The 16237-nt window shown below is 54.7% G+C and carries 14 protein-coding genes; 7 read left to right on the forward strand and 7 right to left on the reverse strand.

Annotation, left to right across the window (positions count from 1 at the left end; translation table 11 throughout):
- Nucleotides 1–99: 99 nt before the first annotated feature.
- On the forward strand, nucleotides 100–498 hold the full coding sequence (locus H6F57_RS18580) for a response regulator (RefSeq protein WP_190626219.1): 399 nt from the start codon (nucleotides 100–102) through the stop codon (nucleotides 496–498).
- Between the two features lie 184 nt (nucleotides 499–682).
- Here H6F57_RS18580 and H6F57_RS18585 read toward each other — a convergent pair whose 3' ends face one another.
- From H6F57_RS18585 to cheB, 6 genes are all read right to left on the reverse strand, one after another.
- Nucleotides 683–3661: a hybrid sensor histidine kinase/response regulator gene (locus tag H6F57_RS18585; RefSeq protein ID WP_190626220.1), complete on the reverse strand. Its 2979-nt coding sequence runs from the start codon at nucleotides 3659–3661 to the stop codon at nucleotides 683–685.
- A 117-nt stretch (nucleotides 3662–3778) separates the two neighbouring features.
- Nucleotides 3779–5182 (reverse strand): methyl-accepting chemotaxis protein, encoded by a 1404-nt coding sequence (locus tag H6F57_RS18590; RefSeq protein WP_313933580.1) that lies wholly within the window; start codon nucleotides 5180–5182, stop codon nucleotides 3779–3781.
- Nucleotides 5183–5320: 138 nt separating this feature from the next.
- Nucleotides 5321–6334: a chemotaxis protein CheW gene (locus H6F57_RS18595; protein WP_190626222.1), complete on the reverse strand. Its 1014-nt coding sequence runs from the start codon at nucleotides 6332–6334 to the stop codon at nucleotides 5321–5323.
- A 355-nt stretch (nucleotides 6335–6689) separates the two neighbouring features.
- Complete coding sequence (locus H6F57_RS18600; RefSeq protein WP_190626223.1) at nucleotides 6690–8228, reverse strand: protein-glutamate O-methyltransferase CheR; 1539 nt, start codon at nucleotides 8226–8228, stop codon at nucleotides 6690–6692.
- A gap of 1 nt (nucleotide 8229) precedes the next feature.
- Nucleotides 8230–9069 carry a pentapeptide repeat-containing protein gene (locus H6F57_RS18605; protein WP_190626224.1) on the reverse strand — a complete coding sequence of 280 codons (840 nt, stop codon included), beginning with the start codon at nucleotides 9067–9069 and terminating at the stop codon, nucleotides 8230–8232.
- Nucleotides 9070–9418: 349 nt separating this feature from the next.
- The gene (cheB, locus tag H6F57_RS18610) at nucleotides 9419–10489 is read right to left on the reverse strand and encodes a chemotaxis-specific protein-glutamate methyltransferase CheB (RefSeq protein ID WP_190626225.1); all 1071 of its coding nucleotides are present in this window, start codon (nucleotides 10487–10489) and stop codon (nucleotides 9419–9421) included.
- 23 nt (nucleotides 10490–10512) lie between these two features.
- Between cheB and H6F57_RS18615 the strand changes: the two genes are divergently transcribed.
- The 6 genes from H6F57_RS18615 (at nucleotide 10513) to H6F57_RS18635 (ending at nucleotide 15845) form a co-directional block, all read left to right on the forward strand.
- On the forward strand, nucleotides 10513–10665 hold the full coding sequence (locus tag H6F57_RS18615) for a hypothetical protein (RefSeq protein ID WP_190626226.1): 153 nt from the start codon (nucleotides 10513–10515) through the stop codon (nucleotides 10663–10665).
- Nucleotides 10666–11356: 691 nt separating this feature from the next.
- Entirely contained in the window at nucleotides 11357–12472 is a 1116-nt protein-coding gene (locus H6F57_RS18620; RefSeq protein ID WP_190626227.1) for a PAS domain-containing protein, read from the forward strand.
- Nucleotides 12439–12876: a response regulator gene (locus H6F57_RS18625; protein WP_190626228.1), complete on the forward strand. Its 438-nt coding sequence runs from the start codon at nucleotides 12439–12441 to the stop codon at nucleotides 12874–12876. Before H6F57_RS18620 ends, H6F57_RS18625 begins: the two co-directional genes overlap by 34 nt.
- 33 nt (nucleotides 12877–12909) lie before the next feature.
- Nucleotides 12910–13554, forward strand: coding sequence for a cold shock and DUF1294 domain-containing protein (locus H6F57_RS28410; RefSeq protein ID WP_190626229.1), 645 nt, complete (start codon nucleotides 12910–12912; stop codon nucleotides 13552–13554).
- Between the two features lie 33 nt (nucleotides 13555–13587).
- Nucleotides 13588–13722, forward strand: coding sequence for a hypothetical protein (locus H6F57_RS28085; RefSeq protein ID WP_277873718.1), 135 nt, complete (start codon nucleotides 13588–13590; stop codon nucleotides 13720–13722).
- 305 nt (nucleotides 13723–14027) lie between these two features.
- Nucleotides 14028–15845, forward strand: coding sequence for an ABC transporter ATP-binding protein (locus tag H6F57_RS18635; RefSeq protein ID WP_190626230.1), 1818 nt, complete (start codon nucleotides 14028–14030; stop codon nucleotides 15843–15845).
- Between the two features lie 81 nt (nucleotides 15846–15926).
- Here the strand turns inward: H6F57_RS18635 and H6F57_RS18640 are convergent, their stop codons facing one another.
- Complete coding sequence (locus H6F57_RS18640) at nucleotides 15927–16178, reverse strand: hypothetical protein (protein ID WP_190795024.1); 252 nt, start codon at nucleotides 16176–16178, stop codon at nucleotides 15927–15929.
- Between the last annotated feature and the right edge of the window lie 59 nt (nucleotides 16179–16237).

The following is a 16237-nucleotide window of genomic DNA, read 5'->3' on the forward strand; positions in this document are numbered from 1 at the left end:
TGATTATCAGGCCATTGCGTATAAGTACGTTATGAAAAAGATTAATTTTTGGGCATAACTATAGCAAGCGCCCACATAATTTCGAGAGGTTGTTCGCATATGTCCACCTGCGCCGTCACCAAACAAACCGTCCTATCGGTGGATGACAGCTTAATTAGCCAGCAAATGATTAAGCGGGCGTTGGACAACAGCTACCGGGTGCTGCTGGCTGACAATGCGGTGGATGCGCTGACTGTAATTTCTCAAGAGGTGATCGAAGCCCTGCTGCTCGATATCTCAATGCCCGGCATCGATGGATTTGAACTCTGTCGCACGGTGCGCAGTCTGCCCCGGTTCAAGAACCTACCAATTGTCATGGTCACGTCTCGCGATACCGAGGCCGACCGTCAAGAAGCCCGCATGGCGGGGGCTTCCGGCTATTTGACCAAACCCTGCGAACCTGAGCGGCTCAAAGCCGTCATGGGTAGGTTGCTGCCCAACAGCTTAGCCGCAAATTAACCTCAGTATCTTAATTCGCTGAACTGCTGCGAAGACGTGTTTGGGCCTTTTCCCCAACTCAAATTTTGAGAACCTTTGCGGTCCAAATAGAGACTGGAAAAACTAGATTTTCCGGTCTTTTGTTTTAGATCCTTTGACTACTTTGAGAGGGCCAGCCAGCTCTATCGAGGTAATTTGAAGGCTGCTAAATCAATCGGTTGAGAGCTTCAAACAGCACATCCTGGGTAAAGCCGCCCTTGGTGATGTAGGCGTTGGCTCCAGCCTCAGCCCCTCTGCGGCGATCGTCTTCACTGGCCAGGGTGGTCACCAGCACTACGGGGAGTTCGCTGTATTCGCGCTGCTGCCGAATGCGCTGGGTGAGGCCCAGGCCATCTAAATTCGGCATTTGCACATCAGATACGACGGCGTCAAAATGTCTTGTCTGCAGCTTATTAAAGCCGTCTAAGCCATCCACTGCGGTTACCACTTCGTAGCCTGCCGATTCTAGAATGCGTTTTTCCTGGGTGCGGGTCGCGATCGAGTCTTCCACGAGCAGAATGCACCGAGGACGAGCTTCAGGCGGGGCCGCAGTGTCGGCCGGGCTAACCTCCGGCCGCGCTAGGGAACTGCCTCGATGGCGTACTGCCGCGATCAAATCTTGGGGGTTGAGCACCATGCAAACATCACCAGTGCCTAAAATAGTGGCCCCAGAGATATACCGCACCCGCTTGAGCAGCTGGCTTTGGGGTTTGAGCACCACCTCCTGCTCGTCCAGCAGTGCTTCGACAAAAATGCCCAGGCGATCTGGGCCAGACTGCAAAATCATGCAGGCATGCCGCTGCTGCGGTCGTCCTCCTTGGTCGGAGGTTTGCCACCGCCCGCGCTGCTTAGGCTCAACCCTCGGCAGCCCCAGTAGATCGGACAGCCACACCACTGAGAGCGGGCGATCGTTGTGCCTGATTGCGTTGTGGCCCTCCAAAGTAAAGATCTCGTTGGCCTGCACTAGGCAGGCCGTCTCTACAAACTCCGCGGGCAGGGCAAAGGTTTGACCTCCTGCCGCCACTAGCAGGACGTGGGCAGTGGCCAGGGTCGTGCCCAGCTGAATGCGAAGGGTGCAGCCCTCGCCCGGTATCGACTGGACGTCGATACTGCCCCTGAGGCGATCGACGTTGGTGCGGAGTACATCCAGCCCGACTCCGCGACCGGAAATCTCGGTTACTAGCGTGCGGCTCGAAAACCCAGGACTGAGAATTAGCCCTTGAATTTGTGCGGCAGTCAGTAGCTCTAATTCTTCTGGGCGATGCAACCCCCGGCGCACGGCCGCTTGTTTGATCGGCTCTACGTCGAGCCCACGGCCATCGTCGCTCACTTCAATGCTGATGCCAGCCGATGTGCGATAACCGCGTAGGGTTATGGTTGCAATTTCAGATTTGCCCTGCCTCCGGCGCTCTGCGGGAGATTCAACGCCATGGTCAATGGCGTTGTGAATCATATGCAGCAGCGGGTCTTTCATCTCTTCAAGAATGCGCTTGTCGGCGCGAGTGTCACCCCCTTCAATTAGCAACTGCACTTCTTTGCCTTCCTGGCGGGCCAAATCGCGCACCAGTCGGGGAAACAAGTTAAAGAGAGTAGACAGCGGCAGCAGGCGCAGGGTTCGAATGCCCTCTTCCAGGCTGTCGGTGATGGTCTCTAGGCGAGTGGTGTCGGCGTGGAGGGCGCTACTGAGCTGGCGCACTAGAATCCCAAACCGCTCTAGGTGCTGCTCGGTACGATTTTGAAAGCTGTCGAGCTGTTGCCAGACGGGCTTGCCCTGCTGGGCATCGTGAAGCAAGAAGCGACTCATCAAAAAATCGCGACTCCACTCTTCCCACAGGTCATTGATGGCGTCGATCTCAGCTAACCGGTGGGCGACGCGAATTTTGGTAACAGTGAGCTCACCGCTCTGGGTCATCAAAGCGTCGAGGCTCTGGGTAGGGACGCGGATGGTTTCGATGCGGTAGTTGGTGGTGCTGGTGAGGTCGGGGTCTGAGGAATTGTGGGTGGGTAAGGGGGTGGTTGAGTGAGGGGGTGCAGGAGTAGGGGGCGCGGGTGGGGTAGGAGAGGGGATGGGGACAGGGGATGGGATGGGGGCAGGGGAATCTAGGAATAATTCTATGGAGTGATTGAGTAACTCAGAGGCTGGGGGAGGGGCACTAAGGGCTTCAGTCGTAGGGCTAGCGGGTTTGGGGCTGGAAGGTGCGCCCATGAGTTCGGCGAGAACGTAGAACAGGTTGACGCCGGTGGGTTTGCCAGTGGTGGCTTCGTGCACTAGCTGCTTCATGGCAGTTAGGCCATGGGAGAGGCGATCGCATAGCTCCGCCGAGAGTGTGATTTCGCCGCGCAGGAGGTTGCCGAGAATGTGCTCGATGTGGTGAGCGACCTTGCCGAGATCGGTGACTCCGAGCATGTTGCCATCGCCCTTAAGGGAATGGGCCTCGCGCATGAGGGCTTCGAGGGTGGCTGAGTCGTCGGGATGCTTTTCAAGGTGGAGCAGCCCGTCGTCGAGGGCTTGCAGGCGCTCTTCGCTGGCGGTCTTAAAAATATCGCGCAGTTCGCCGTCGGTAATGTAGCGATCGCTGAGGCCAGGCGCGACTACAGAGTCATTGGTTGGTGCCGTACCGCTTTGACTGCTTGACTCCCAGATCTCCAACAACTGAGCTGGGGCGGCTTGGTTAGCGCTGACACCATTGGTGCTTATAGGGGCGATCGCGCGATCGAAAATATCATCGTCCACATCTAGGGCCAGTGCGGGAGCAGGTAAGGCGGCTTCCGCTCCCATCAGCTGAGCCAGCACATAAAACACCTCCACCTCGGCGGCTTCTCCCGTCACCGCTGCGTGGACGAGCCTGCGCATGGCCGCTACGCCATGGGCGAGGCGGTCACACAGATCAGTGCAAAGGGCTTGCTCGCCTCGGCCGATCGCCCCAAAAATGTGCTCAATTTGGTGAGCGACCTTACCCAAGTCGGTAACATCGAGCATGTTGCCGTCGCCCTTGAGGGAATGGGCTTCCCGCATGAGGGCTTCGAGGGTCGCTGAGTCGTCGGGGTGCTTTTCAAGGTGGAGCAGCCCGTCGTCGAGGGCCTGCAAGTGTTCCTCGCTGGCGGTTTTAAAAATGTCGCGGAGTTCGGTGTCGTCAATCATCATGGCAGAGCGCTTCTCTCCGATGGGGGCGTGGGTTGCAGAGGCAGGTGAGTAGGCACAACCTATGGAGATGTCTTCTCCCCAGCCCTCGACGTTTATCCTCAGGGAGGGGAAAGCAGCTTAAATAGCCACTTTGAGCTGTAGGGCACTCTCGTTGAGTTGATGGGTGCCAACCTTAATTTGGGTAATGCCGTGGGCGGTTTCTTGGGCTCCGGTGTTGAGGCTGTTCATGGCGCTCACCACCTGCTGAATGGCAACCGCCTGCTGCTTCACGTTGAGAGAGATCTGCTGGCTGTTGAGCACCACGTTGTTAACCGCCTCGGCCACCCCTGCAAATGCATCGGCGGTTTCCTCAGCAATCTTGACTCCCTCTTCGACGGTTTTGGTGCCCTCGTCGGTGACCATCACCGTCGAGTTGATGGCGGTTTGAATGTCAGCTACCAGGGCGTTAATCTTCTCGGCCGATTTTTTGCTTTGATCGGCCAGCTTGCGAATTTCGCCAGAGACGACCGCGAAGCCCTTGCCGTGCTCGCCTGCGCGCACCGCTTCAACGGCGGCATTGAGGGCCAGCATGTTGGTTTGATTGGCCAAATCGCTGACCAAGCTAGAAATACCGCCAATTTGATTGGTTTGCGCGCTCAAACGGAGGATTTGATCGGCGATCGCATCCACTTTCTCTCTAAGGTCGCCCATGCCATCGAGGCTACGCTCAACAGCGCGAGTGCCACCTTCGGCCAAGGCTAGAACTTGTTGGGCACCGGCAGCGGCGGCTTCAGCCTGCTCTGCTGACTGCCGTGACGAAGCCCCTAGCTCATCCATTGTGGTGCTGGTTTCGCTCACCGAAGCGGCCTGTTGGCTGCTGCTGCGCTCCTGCTGCTCAACACTGGTGGCGATTTCGCTGGCTGAGGTAACAATGTTGCCTGCCGCCTGGTTCATAATGCGTGAGGCTTTGATGATCACCAAGGTGCCAATTAGAGTCGACAGCAGTAATGAGAGGGTGGCTGCTGTCAGCAGCGTAAATTGCAGCCGTCGCAGGGCGGCCACCTGAATCGCTTCTTCTCGAGCGACAATCCCACCTTCAAGGTCTTCCATATCGGTCAACAAACTGGCGATATCGGCAGTTAGAGCGCGCCCGTCGCTTTCTCGCCAAAATTGCACGCCTGCTGTGGTCTGATTTTGGTTGACCAGGTCGATCATGCCTTGATGGAGAGTAATAAACTGATTGATTAAAGTTGTAAGCCGAAATAGGTTTTGCCGCTGTTCTTCATTTGCGACTTGAGCATCTAGCTCAGCAACCACAGTCAAGTAGTCTGTTTTAGCTGCATTAAAGTCTAATAAAGAGGTCGGATGTTTCTGAAGTAAATAGCCACGGGTAGCACGGGACATAATTTGAACGTTGAGGTTGAGATGGTCAACCTTTTCGTGAACTTCCCACGCACGTTTGAGTTCTCCAGAGATAATGACAAGCTGGCGCACGTTAACCACGGCTATGCCCGCAGATACGATAAGCGCGAGTACTGGCACAGCGTAGCCTAATACAATCCAGTGACGTAGCTTCCAAAACTTGCGTTTGTTCACGATATCTCTCTGTAGCGCGGATGAAGAAAAAAGGCCAAACGGATTGAGTTTAGAGTTTAATTCTAAGGAGTTTTTCATGATTAACTAGTCTGAATAATCGACAACGAGTTCGTCTGCAGTCAGCAGTTTTGGCAGATCTATAAGGGTGAGCATAGAGTCGCCGTGTTGAGCAAATCCTTTGAGGTATGGGTTGTTGCTAGAGTGAACGGTGGTGGGCGTTGCTGCTATCTCCGCAGCATGCAAATAAATCACATCGAAAACATCATCGATAACAACTCCCGCCACTAGGGAGCCTATCCGCATAATCACCGCTGTTTTAGGTTGGATAGGGGCTGCTGGTGCCAAATTCAGAAAGTGACGCACATCTATTAGGGTTAAAATTTCACCGCGCAGATTTATGTTTCCCACAATGTGCGCCGGGCAGCAGGGAATGGAAGTAATTTGAGGCACTTCAGTAAATTCGTGCACGCTCTCCAATCCCAGGGCAAAGCGCTCGCCTTCTAGGCCGATGACTGCTAGGGCTGACAGATCCGACGTGTTTTCGCTGGCAATTAGCTGAGTTAACCCAGCGGCGCGAGCCTGGAGCACCTGTCGATCGGCAGGGCTAAACTGCTCTATGAAGGGGCTGGTCTGAACCTCTGCAACTGCAGAAGACGGGGCCAGACTGTGGGAGCCTTGCCCCAGGGCCACTGGGTCGATCAAGATAATGACGGTGTCTCCCCGGCGGGCGAACCCCATTGTTAAAGGGTGCTCCCCACAGCCAAAGTAAGAGGTTTCTTGGGCCGCAGTGATGCTGCTAGGGTCGATCGCCTCTACGTTTTGAATTTGGTCTACGACTAGACCAAGCTGTCGACGGCGGCCCTGCACCACAATGACAGCCTGGCTGAGGGCGTTGGGCTGCTGGGGATAGCCCAGGCACACCCTGAGGTTGATGACCGGCAGCAACTGACCGCGCAGATTTAGCATGCCAGCGACTTCTGGCCCCGATTCAGGTACCGAGATCAGGGCGGGCAGCAAAAACATTTCTTGTACGGCCTCAGCGGCTAGCCCGTAGTGGGCACCGTCTAGCGTAAACAAGAGGTAGGAGGTTGGGGTCATCACGGGTTACTGCCCAGAGGATAAAGCACGGCAGGGTAGAATGCAGATCCCTTCAGCCGACCCGATTAAGTCTGGGTTAGAGAGAAATCAATGCTTCGGGCTTAGCATTCCCCCATGGAATGAGTTATCCGCAATTCAGAGAAAATGTCTGGGCTACAGCCGTTGCTAGAACAATGAGGACATTGCATATACTCTTACAGCGATGGCGATACGCCGCTGTGCCGTGCCAGTTTTCGCTAATGGGAGTTGGTATTTTTAGCATGTAACCATCGCTATATTTTCAGCGCGCCGCTCATGGCGCAACTATTGAGCCATCTTACAAAAACCGTGATTTTGCTCTGTGATGGAGACGAGATCACTCTTGAGGTGACTGGCGATCGCCGCCTGCGATCTGCTGCTTGAGATGCGCCTGCCATTGGGCAACGGTGGCATCGCTATGGTCATCTAATACGGTGCTGGGGGGCAGCTTTGCCAATAGAGTGAGAGCATGCTCACGGGTTGTTTTAGCTTTTTCAGGCTGCCTGGCGCGCGCGTAAATGCTAGCTAGATCGAGATAGGCTTTAACGAAGTCAGGGTCTAGATAAATAATTTTACGCAGATGCTCTTTAGCAATTTCTAAATCATTTTCATCTTCAGCAATTTGGGCCAGCAGATAGTGCATGTCGAGGCTGAGGGGATGGTCACGGATCACCCGCTGGCAGAGTTGTTTGGCCTGGCTGTAGCAGCCAGTGTTGGCGTAGGCCCGAGCGGCAATCTGGTGCGCGGCGGTGCAATCTGGATGGGTAAGATAGAGCTGTTTGGCGGTGCGAATGGCGCTGGTGTAATCGTTTTGTTGGAGAAATGTGGTTGCCGCTTGCAGGGCTGCTGTCAAGCTGTCATCAAGACTAGCATCAACACTGGGGGATGCGGCTTTAGGGGCAAGCCGAAGGGGCTGTGGGCTGGCTGTGCTTTGCCATTGAGCGGCTGGGAGCGATGCCGTGGGAAGAGGTAGAACGGTCTGGGGTGGTTTTTGATAGACCACGGTTTCGGGGAAGCTAGTGACCTCAAACGGGCTGGTGTTTTGGCCATAAAGCTCGGTGTGGCCAGTGAGCAAGTAGCCCTGGGGAATGAGAGCGCCGTGAAATTTTCGAATAATTTGACCAATTGCCTGGCGATCGAGATAAATAAATACGTTGCGACACAAGATTAGGTCTAGGCCGCCTGGCCCTTGCCCGAAATTAGGACAAGGGTCTTTGAGCAGATTGCCGACCTCAAAAACCACATGCTGCTGAAGGCGATCGCAGATCCTATAGGCCTGGCGATCGACCTGAAAATAGGTTTGCTGTAGAGCTGCGGGTGTTTGCCGAAAGGACCAGCTGCTGTAAAGCCCCTGACGAGCGCTATGGACAGCGGCGGCGCTGATGTCGGTGCCAATCAGCTGCACATCCCACTGGTGCCACGCAAAGTTGAGCTGGTCGAGGGCGATCGCGATTGAGTATAGCTCTTCCCCAGTGGAGCAGCCGGCACTCCAAATGCGCAGGCTGGGTTTGGAGCCCAAGGGGGCCGCGGCCTGCTTGCGCTGCATGATTTCGGGAAGGAGGCGATCGCTCAGTAGCCTGAGCTGGTTGCTGTCTCGAAAGAAATAGCTCTCATTGATAGTCAAGATAGAGTACAGCTCTTGCCACTCAGACTGCTGCTGGGGCAGGCTAGGTCGAGCTTTGAAGCTATCTAGGCCGCGAGAACTGTAGTCTAAGGCCTTGAGGTAGTCATGGTAGTCAGCTAAGGTCGTTAACCCCAACGCTTTGGCCCGCAGCCAAACCTTGTCTGACAAAAGCTGAAAATCTTGGGGACGAACATATAGACCAGAATGGTCGGCGATGAGATCGCTAATGCGCTTTAGGATCAGATCGTCCATGCTAGTTGAGGGCGCTAGAGTCAATGGTGATGGCATCTCTGTCATGGCCGGGGTGGGTCAAAATTAGCTGACCCAGGTTGACGCGCCATAGGTTGGTCTTTTTGAAGTTGGCCCCCGCCAACTGAGCATAGTCGAGGCAAGCCTCAGAGAGGTTGGCTCGAAACAGGTTGGCATTTTCTAACGAGGCGTTGCTCAGATCGGCTAGCCGCAGCACCGCTTCGCGCAGATCGGCTTCGGTTAGGTCGGCACCGCTAAGCACCGCTCTAAACAGATTCGTGCCTACGCAACTGGCCCGCCTGAGGTTGGCTTTAGCCATATTGGCTCCCATCATGCTGGCGCAGTTCAAATTGGCTTGACACAGGTTAGCGTTGCACAGATTGGAGTAATAAAAAGTGGTTCTGACCAAGTTGGCCGATTGCAGAATGGCCTCTCGCATATCGACTTCGTAGAAGTTAGACTCGCCCAGATCGGCATCGTTGAGCAGCGTCTCTTGCATATCTGCTTTGTAAAAGTGTGAGTGGCGCAGATTGGCGTGACTCAGATTGGCGGTGTAAAGGTTGGTTTTATAAAAGTCGACCATGCTGAGGTTCGCCCGCCTCAAATCAGCCATGCACAGATCACAGCGGTAGAGGGTTGACGACTCAAAGTTGGCCCGAGTGAATACACTTTCTCTTAGGTTGGCTTCGTAAAAATTGGCGTGGCGGAAGTCGATGCCAGGCAGGTGCAATTTGCCTAAATCTGCCCCCTGAAAGTCTGGCCTAACACCGGGATTGTTGAGTCGCCAAGCATTCCAGCTTTCTACCCCTTTATTGAGAATGTCTAAATGTTCCGCATTTGCCATAGATAGGTGCTCCCGAAGTTACGCATGGAGGCCGCTTGACTAAAGGACCTTGCGCCAGGTGACGATGCTGAAAGAGGCGTTAACTAAGGGGGTAATGCGTTGGTGACTAAACTCAATACAGCCAAGGGCCGCTAGGTAAATTTTTGCCAAACCAAAAAATGCCTCAGCCCTTGGGCCGAGCAGTAGATCTATGACGAGCTCTGTAGCTAGCCTATAACCGTGCACAGCGGCCTACCCCAGTCCCAATTTGCCCCAGAGAGAGTGCTGGTTAACGCTTGTTCATATAGTTGGGTAATTTCCTCAGTCGTTAACGGCTAAAAAAACGGTAATAAAGTATCAAGCAATACTTCTAGGGATTAGCTGAGCCATTCACAAAGACCTGGCTGAGCAAAAATGGGGCGATCGCGCTTAGGGGTAGCACCTGCTGGGCAGCCCCTAGGGCGATCGCCTCCTTGGGCATGCCAAAGACCACACAACTTGCCTCGTCTTGGGCAATGGTGATCCCCCCCGCCTGAGACAGGGTCTGGAGTCCGTCGGCCCCGTCTCGGCCCATGCCCGTGAGCAGCACGCCCACAGCTGACCGGCGGTAGTAGGCGGCTACCGACCGAAACATCACCGTTACCGAGGGGCAGTGTCCGGCCACCGGCTCACCCTGAGAAAGTTGAATGCGCCCCCCCGCGTCGATTTCTAAGTGATGGCGCTCTGAGGGAAAGTAGACCACACCGGGCTGGGGCACAGTGCCCGGTGTGGCGATGGTGACCCGTAGGGCACAGCTGCTGTCGAGCCAGTCGACTAACCCCTGCAAAAACCCATTGCTGATGTGCTGTACGCACACAATCGGCGCCGGAAAGGTCTTGGGCAGCTGCTGCATAACCGCCAGCAGAGCCTGGGGGCCGCCTGTGGATGCACCCAGGGCCACCAGTCGGGGGCGTCTATCTGACGAAGCGGTGGACAGGGTGGGTACTGGCGGGGCCATGGGAACTGGGCTGCGCCGTCGGTGAGTGAACACCGACACCCCCGCCAAGACTCGAATTTTTGCCAGCAGCTCAGCCTTGGTTTTCTCATACTCTGAGGCTAGGCCGGTGCGGGGCTTAGGAAAGATGTCCAGCGCCCCTGCTTCTAAAATGCGAAAGACGGTTTGGGTATCTTCTTTTTGTACCGAAGCGCTGATCACCAAAATAGGGCAGGGGCAGCGGGCCATAACCTCTTCGGTGAGCTCTAGCCCATTCATTTTGGGCATGTGCAAATCGGTGCAGATCAGAGATGGCTTCACCGTTGCCATCATGTCTAGGGCCTCTTGGCCGTTGCGGGCCACCCCCACAACCTCCATATCGGGTGCCTCCCGCAAAATGCGCTGCAACAGGACTAAGGCAACGGGTGAGTCTTCTACTAGCAAGAGGCGAATGGGGCCAGAGGGCATCTAGGTCTTTCTCGGAGTCGTGGATGGTTGGGTTTAGCGTAATCTATGGCGGCATTGCCAGGGCGCTGTTGCTCAAAGACAGCGGGCTTAACAGCGCAGGACTGGGCAAGAACGCAGAGGCAGACGATCAGCGTGTGGATGTCAGCGAGTTAATCAGCGCTGTCCGCGAGGGGTGATGCTCTGGGCTGGCACTTTCTATTTCACATAGGTGCCCTTGGGCTGGGGTGGTGCCGCCATTGATGTCAAAGCAGTGGAGAGGCATTTTGCCTAGGCAGGCTGAGCGATTGAACCTACAGTACTGCGATAGCTTACTGATACTTAAATTTTCCCGCTTAGCGACGATGGCTATCGCCTAGTTGAACAACTACGCAATGGCCATGAGCCTTAGAAAATGGCTAGTTACCCAGAGAAAACGTTGTATAAATAAATACTTTGAGTAGAGGTTAAGACCTAGGCTTAACAATTTGTGAAAGGTTTTATTACCTGGGGTTAAAGCTCTAGGATAGAGCTGGGCCAATCGCCCTGTCACACCTTACCTTTGGGTCGTTTTTCCCCGGTCAGTGATCTAAAGAGCAATTCTTAAAATTTAGGCGGTGTAATTAAGCCCTGTATTAGCCTTGTAAACCTAGTGAGACGATGGTAATGGGCTTTATCTAATGTTTGGTGAAGGAGTGTTTTGCCCATGGGTTTAGGGCTGAATCACCGCTTAACAGGGTGCAGCATTTGGTTCCCAATATGATTAGTTTGCTGATTAGGCGTGTGCAGTAAAGAATGGCATTATCTAGTGGGCCGGCCTTTTTAAGCAACGGAGGAGAGACAGGATCTCTAATTCGCGCCCTTAATTGGTCAGATACGTCTTTAGGACCAATGGAAGCTTGGCCGCAAAGCTTGCGCATTGCGCTGCAAATTCTGCTTTCGTCTCGGTTTCCCATGCAGATTTTATGGGGGCCAGACTATATTCAATTTTACAACGATGCCTATATTCCCATCGCGGGGAACAAGCATCCTGCTGGTATCGGCCAACGAGCGGAGGAATGTTGGCAGGAAGTATGGGATTTCTCGGGGGTGCTTCTGGCGCAGGTTAGGGCGACGGGAGAGGCCACCTGGTCTGAGGATCAGCTCATGATTCTCAACCGCAACGGCCAAGCTGAAGAGGGGTATTTCACGTTTTCCTACACGCCAATTTGGGATGAGCCGGGCCAGGTGGGTGGTATTTTTATTGCCGTCAATGAGACCACTCAAAAAATTTTGGGAGAGCGGCGCGAGCGAGCTTTGCGAAATGCAGCTCAAGCGGCTGCCGAAAATTTGGAAAATCTCATAACTAGCATTAGCGATGAGCTCATGATGTTGGACTCAAACTGGTGCTTTACCTACGTGAACGATCGCGCTGTAGGCGCTCTGCAAAGATCTCGCCAAGATTTGCTGGGGCAGTCGATTTGGGCAGTGTTTCCGGAAGCGATCGCCACTCCCTTTTATGAGCAGTTACACCGGGCCGTTGAGGCTCAAACCGTTACCAGTTTTGAGCTGTTTTCTGCCACTGAGGGGCGTTGGCTTGAAAATCGGGTGTATCCCTTGAACAATGGCGTGTCACTGCTGCGGGTTGACATCACAGAGCGCAAAAACCTAGAGCAGGCTCTGCAAACCTCCCAAGAAGAGCTCCATAGCCTGCTCAACACCGCCCCAGCCTCGATCGCCCGCTGCCGCTTTTTTGCCGATCGCACCTACATCCTTGACTATCGTTCCGTGGGCTGTGAGGCGTTGACCGGCTACACCCTGGCCGAGATTACCCCCGACCTCTGGATGGCGCGCACATTTGCGGAGGATCAGGCCATAATTGCTGGTCCGGGTTGGCGATCGCCCACCAGATTGTTGAGCTGCACCACGGCACTATTGACGCCGAAAGCCCCGGCGAAAATCAGGGAGCCACCTTTACGGTGCGGTTGCCGATCATGTTTGATGCGGCAGAAACTCCAGCAGATGTAATCCCCCTTGAGATTCAGGGCAACTTACAAAATATTCACGTTTTGATTATTGAGGATGATGCCGACAGCCGCGATCTAATCATCACGACGCTTCAGCAATTTGGGGCTAGGGTAACGGCGTTTTCCTCAGCCGCCGCTGCAATTAAGGCCCTCTCCCAGATGAAACCCGACATTTTAGTCAGCGATATTGGCATGCCCGGCATGGACGGCTACATGCTCATGGAGCAAATTCGAGCGGTGACTGCCAATCAGCCTATTCCTGCCATTGCCCTGACCTCCTACGCCAGCGCCGTCGATCAGCAAAAAGTGTTAGCCGCTGGTTTTCAAAAGCATTTGCCAAAACCGATGGAGTCGGCCCAGCTGGTGGAGGCGATCGCAGCCCTAGTGCAACGTCGCCCGGTGTAGCCGAAGGAACGGCACTGAAGTTAGAATTCACCTATGAAATCTGACCTTCGCAGCGGCAAACTCACAAAATGGAATGACGATCGTGGGTTTGGCTTTATTCAACCGGCTGACGGAGGTAAAGATGTTTTTCTCCACGTGTCTGAGCTGAAGAACGCAACCCGTCGCCCTCGGGAGAATGACACGATTTACTACTATTGCCTGGTTAACCCAGACGGCAAAACCCGCGCCGTTGGAGCTTTTATTGCTGGTGCCAGGCAGCGATCGGAGTCTTCACTAGAGGCTTCAAGGGGCAACCGCATTGACAAAAAGTCGTACTCCCGAATGCCAACTGCTGAGCTATTGCTGCTGTTGGCTTTTCCTTTGGCGGGTGCAGCTCATTTTACCTGGCTGACGGGTAACCCACTGCCGTTGGTGCTTTACCCTGTGATGAGTGTCGTTACTTATTTTGTGTATGCCAACGACAAGAAGCGGGCTAAGCAGAAAGGGTGGCGAACCTCTGAACAAACCCTGCATTTCTATGAGTTGATTGGCGGTTGGCCTGGCGGGTTTGTGGCTCAGCAAGTATTGCGCCACAAGAGCCAGAAACAGTCTTACCAAACTGAGTTTTGGGCGATCGTTGTAATTCACTACCTGGCTTGGATAACCTGGCTGGTTTTAGGCAGAACGCTTATAGGTTAGCCAGCAAGTAGTCTGCTGCTGAACGGTGGGGCATTGCCGTCAATTTTTGGGCCGGAGGATGTCAACCAATTTGGCCTGCTCGATCATTTTGCCCGTGCCGTAGAGATTGCTCGTGGCCTGCGTCAGCTGTTTCCCGACGATTTTCACTGCGGCGATTGTCGAATTTGAGCGATCGTTCGGTATAAAAATGCTACATAGCTATTTTGATTTGGTAAGTGTAGGCATTGGTAGATGAACCTCAAAACGACATGTCTGATTCAAAAAAACCGAGTTTTTTTGAATCAGACATGTCGCCTATTGCGCTAGCGGAACGACACCGACATTTTCAGGAAGGTATTCCTTCGGGCAGCGTTGAACCCATACGGCAACTCGGCTAACCGCACGGCTTCCCTGACAAAACCCCTTGCGGAATCCAAGAACCTGTGTTGTAGTATTTATACTACAAAGTACTCGATCGCAGCACGGTTACCGTCATGGCCTCCTTTCAGCATGTTCTTCGATACTACAGTCGCTACCGCTGGGCCGCGATCTGGAGTATTACCGCCAGCAGCCTGTTTCAGGTGATGGATTTGGCGGTGCCCTACAGCATCGGCCAGCTGCTCAACGTTCTCTCAGACCAGCCCATTGACCCACTTAGTCAGGGGATGGTCGATCGAGTGGCGGCTACGGTGGGTTATCCAGTGGGGCCGGGGTTGGCGATCGCCCTCTTTCTGGCCATTATCTTTTTGGTCACCGTAGTACGCGCCCCGATTCAGCCCTGGCTGGCCGACTGGTTCCACTGGGATATTGCCCTGCGCACCCGGCGCGACCATACCCACTCGGTGATTCGCAAGCTGCTGACCCTGCCCCTAGGTTTCTACGATCTGCACAACCCCGGCCGCATTTCGGGTCGGGTAGCGCGGGGTCTGTCTAACCACACCTGGACCTACCCCGACATCGCCGGGCAGCTAATTCCTAAGTTGGTGCGCATTGCCGGCATTTTTATCATCATCTGGTGGATTGACTGGCGCATCGCACTGATTTTTTTAGTGTCCTTCATTTGTATTCTCAGCTTCAGCCTGAAGGATTTGATTCGCCTGAACAAAAAGGAGCAGGCCCTCGACACTTATATGGAGAACACTGAAAGCCGCACCTCGGAGATCATCACCAACATCAAAACGGTGAAGGCCTTTGCGGCGGAGAGTGACGAACTGCGGCGGCAGAGCCAGCGCTTGCAGCGCGAGTTTGCTGTGGTGATTCGCGTCATTCACAGGGGCTACGTCATTCTGGGCACTTGGCAGGATCTAATCATTCAGAGCTGTGTGTTTGGGCTGCTGGTGATGACCCTACTGGCTACTCTACAGGGTCACATCTCGCTGGGACACTTTGTCACCACCCTGACGGTTTCGAGCATGGCCTACTCGGAGCTAGAGCCGATTAGCGACATGGGCGAAGTCTTTGCCCGCCGCTACGCCTCAATGCTGCACTTCCACGAGTTTATGGAAGAGCCTCTAGGCACCGACGCGGTGAATCTGACCGATGCCCCTGAGAGCCTGCCCACCTACCAGTTCACCGGCAAGGTGCATTTTGACCAGGTGAGCTTTGGCTACGACGCCGAGAGGCCGGTGCTGCAAGCCATCGATCTGCTAATCGAGCCCTACCAAACGGTGGCCCTGGTGGGGCGATCGGGTTCGGGTAAATCGACTTTGGTGAAGCTGCTGTTTCGCTACTTTGACCCCCACAGTGGCCGCATTCTGATCGACGGGGGAGACATTCGCCAGCTGGATGTGACGGGGTATCGGAAGCGGCTGGCGATCGTGCACCAGGAAGTGGATGTGTTTAACGGCACCCTGCTCGACAACCTCCGGTACGGCAACCCCACCGCCACGATGGAACAGGTGAACGAAGCCTGCCGCATCGCTCGGGTTGACGAGTTCATTTACCGTTTGCCTAAGGGATACTACACCGTGGTGGGCGAGCGGGGCGTGCGGCTCTCGGGTGGGCAGCGGCAGCGGTTGGGCATTGCCCGTGCCCTACTGGTCAACCCCGACGTGCTGGTGTTTGACGAAGCCACCTCTAGCCTCGACTATGAGTCGGAGCGATCGATTCAGCTGGCGATGCGATCGATTCTGGGTACGCGCACCACGATCATCATTGCCCACCGCCTGAGCACCGTGCGGGAGGCTGACAAGATCGTGGTGCTAGAGGAGGGCCGCATTACCGAAGTGGGCAACCACGAGGAGTTGCTGGCCCACGGTGGCATTTACCACCGCCTGCACGTGCTGCAAGAGACCGGCGAAATGGTCAGCTAACCCAAAGCCGCTGGATCAAACGATCCAGCGGCTTTTTCATTCATTAGCCTAGAGTCATCAATCTAAATTGGCCTGAATGTCTCAAGGTAGATGGCCAATGCACGACAGGAGCGGTCGGCGGTTGCGAGTGGGGCTCACTAGAGCGTCGCCACCGAGACCTCCGACGATGAACGCGGTTAGCGCGGCTTCCAGGTTGTGATAGCTGTCGGTGGTGAACAGGATGGCGGCAGCTAGAGCAATAAACAATAGGCCAACCGCAGCGGTAACCCATCGGTAAGGGCGCGATCGCATACCCCTAGTCAGTTCAGGCTTTTCTATAGCTTGACCAGTCAATAGGATGACTTCCCTGACGTACCCATGGGTCGCAAAGAAGTGGTTTCTCAGCCCTCAAT

Source organism: Leptolyngbya sp. FACHB-60, assembly GCF_014695775.1.
Lineage (GTDB): Bacteria > Cyanobacteriota > Cyanobacteriia > Phormidesmidales > Phormidesmidaceae > Nodosilinea.

Bases quoted from the DNA above. Each gene is read 5' to 3' on its own strand.
- H6F57_RS18580 (WP_190626219.1), top strand. From the start codon at position 100: ATGTCCACCTGCGCCGTCACCAAACAAACCGTCCTATCGGTGGATGAC.
- H6F57_RS18585 (WP_190626220.1), bottom strand. From the start codon at position 3,661: ATGATGATTGACGACACCGAACTCCGCGACATTTTTAAAACCGCCAGC.
- H6F57_RS18595 (WP_190626222.1), bottom strand. From the start codon at position 6,334: ATGACCCCAACCTCCTACCTCTTGTTTACGCTAGACGGTGCCCACTAC.
- H6F57_RS18600 (WP_190626223.1), bottom strand. From the start codon at position 8,228: ATGGACGATCTGATCCTAAAGCGCATTAGCGATCTCATCGCCGACCAT.
- H6F57_RS18605 (WP_190626224.1), bottom strand. From the start codon at position 9,069: ATGGCAAATGCGGAACATTTAGACATTCTCAATAAAGGGGTAGAAAGC.
- cheB (WP_190626225.1), bottom strand. From the start codon at position 10,489: ATGCCCTCTGGCCCCATTCGCCTCTTGCTAGTAGAAGACTCACCCGTT.
- H6F57_RS18615 (WP_190626226.1), top strand. From the start codon at position 10,513: ATGGTTGGGTTTAGCGTAATCTATGGCGGCATTGCCAGGGCGCTGTTG.
- H6F57_RS18620 (WP_190626227.1), top strand. From the start codon at position 11,357: ATGGAAGCTTGGCCGCAAAGCTTGCGCATTGCGCTGCAAATTCTGCTT.
- H6F57_RS18625 (WP_190626228.1), top strand. From the start codon at position 12,439: ATGTTTGATGCGGCAGAAACTCCAGCAGATGTAATCCCCCTTGAGATT.
- H6F57_RS28410 (WP_190626229.1), top strand. From the start codon at position 12,910: ATGAAATCTGACCTTCGCAGCGGCAAACTCACAAAATGGAATGACGAT.
- H6F57_RS18635 (WP_190626230.1), top strand. From the start codon at position 14,028: ATGGCCTCCTTTCAGCATGTTCTTCGATACTACAGTCGCTACCGCTGG.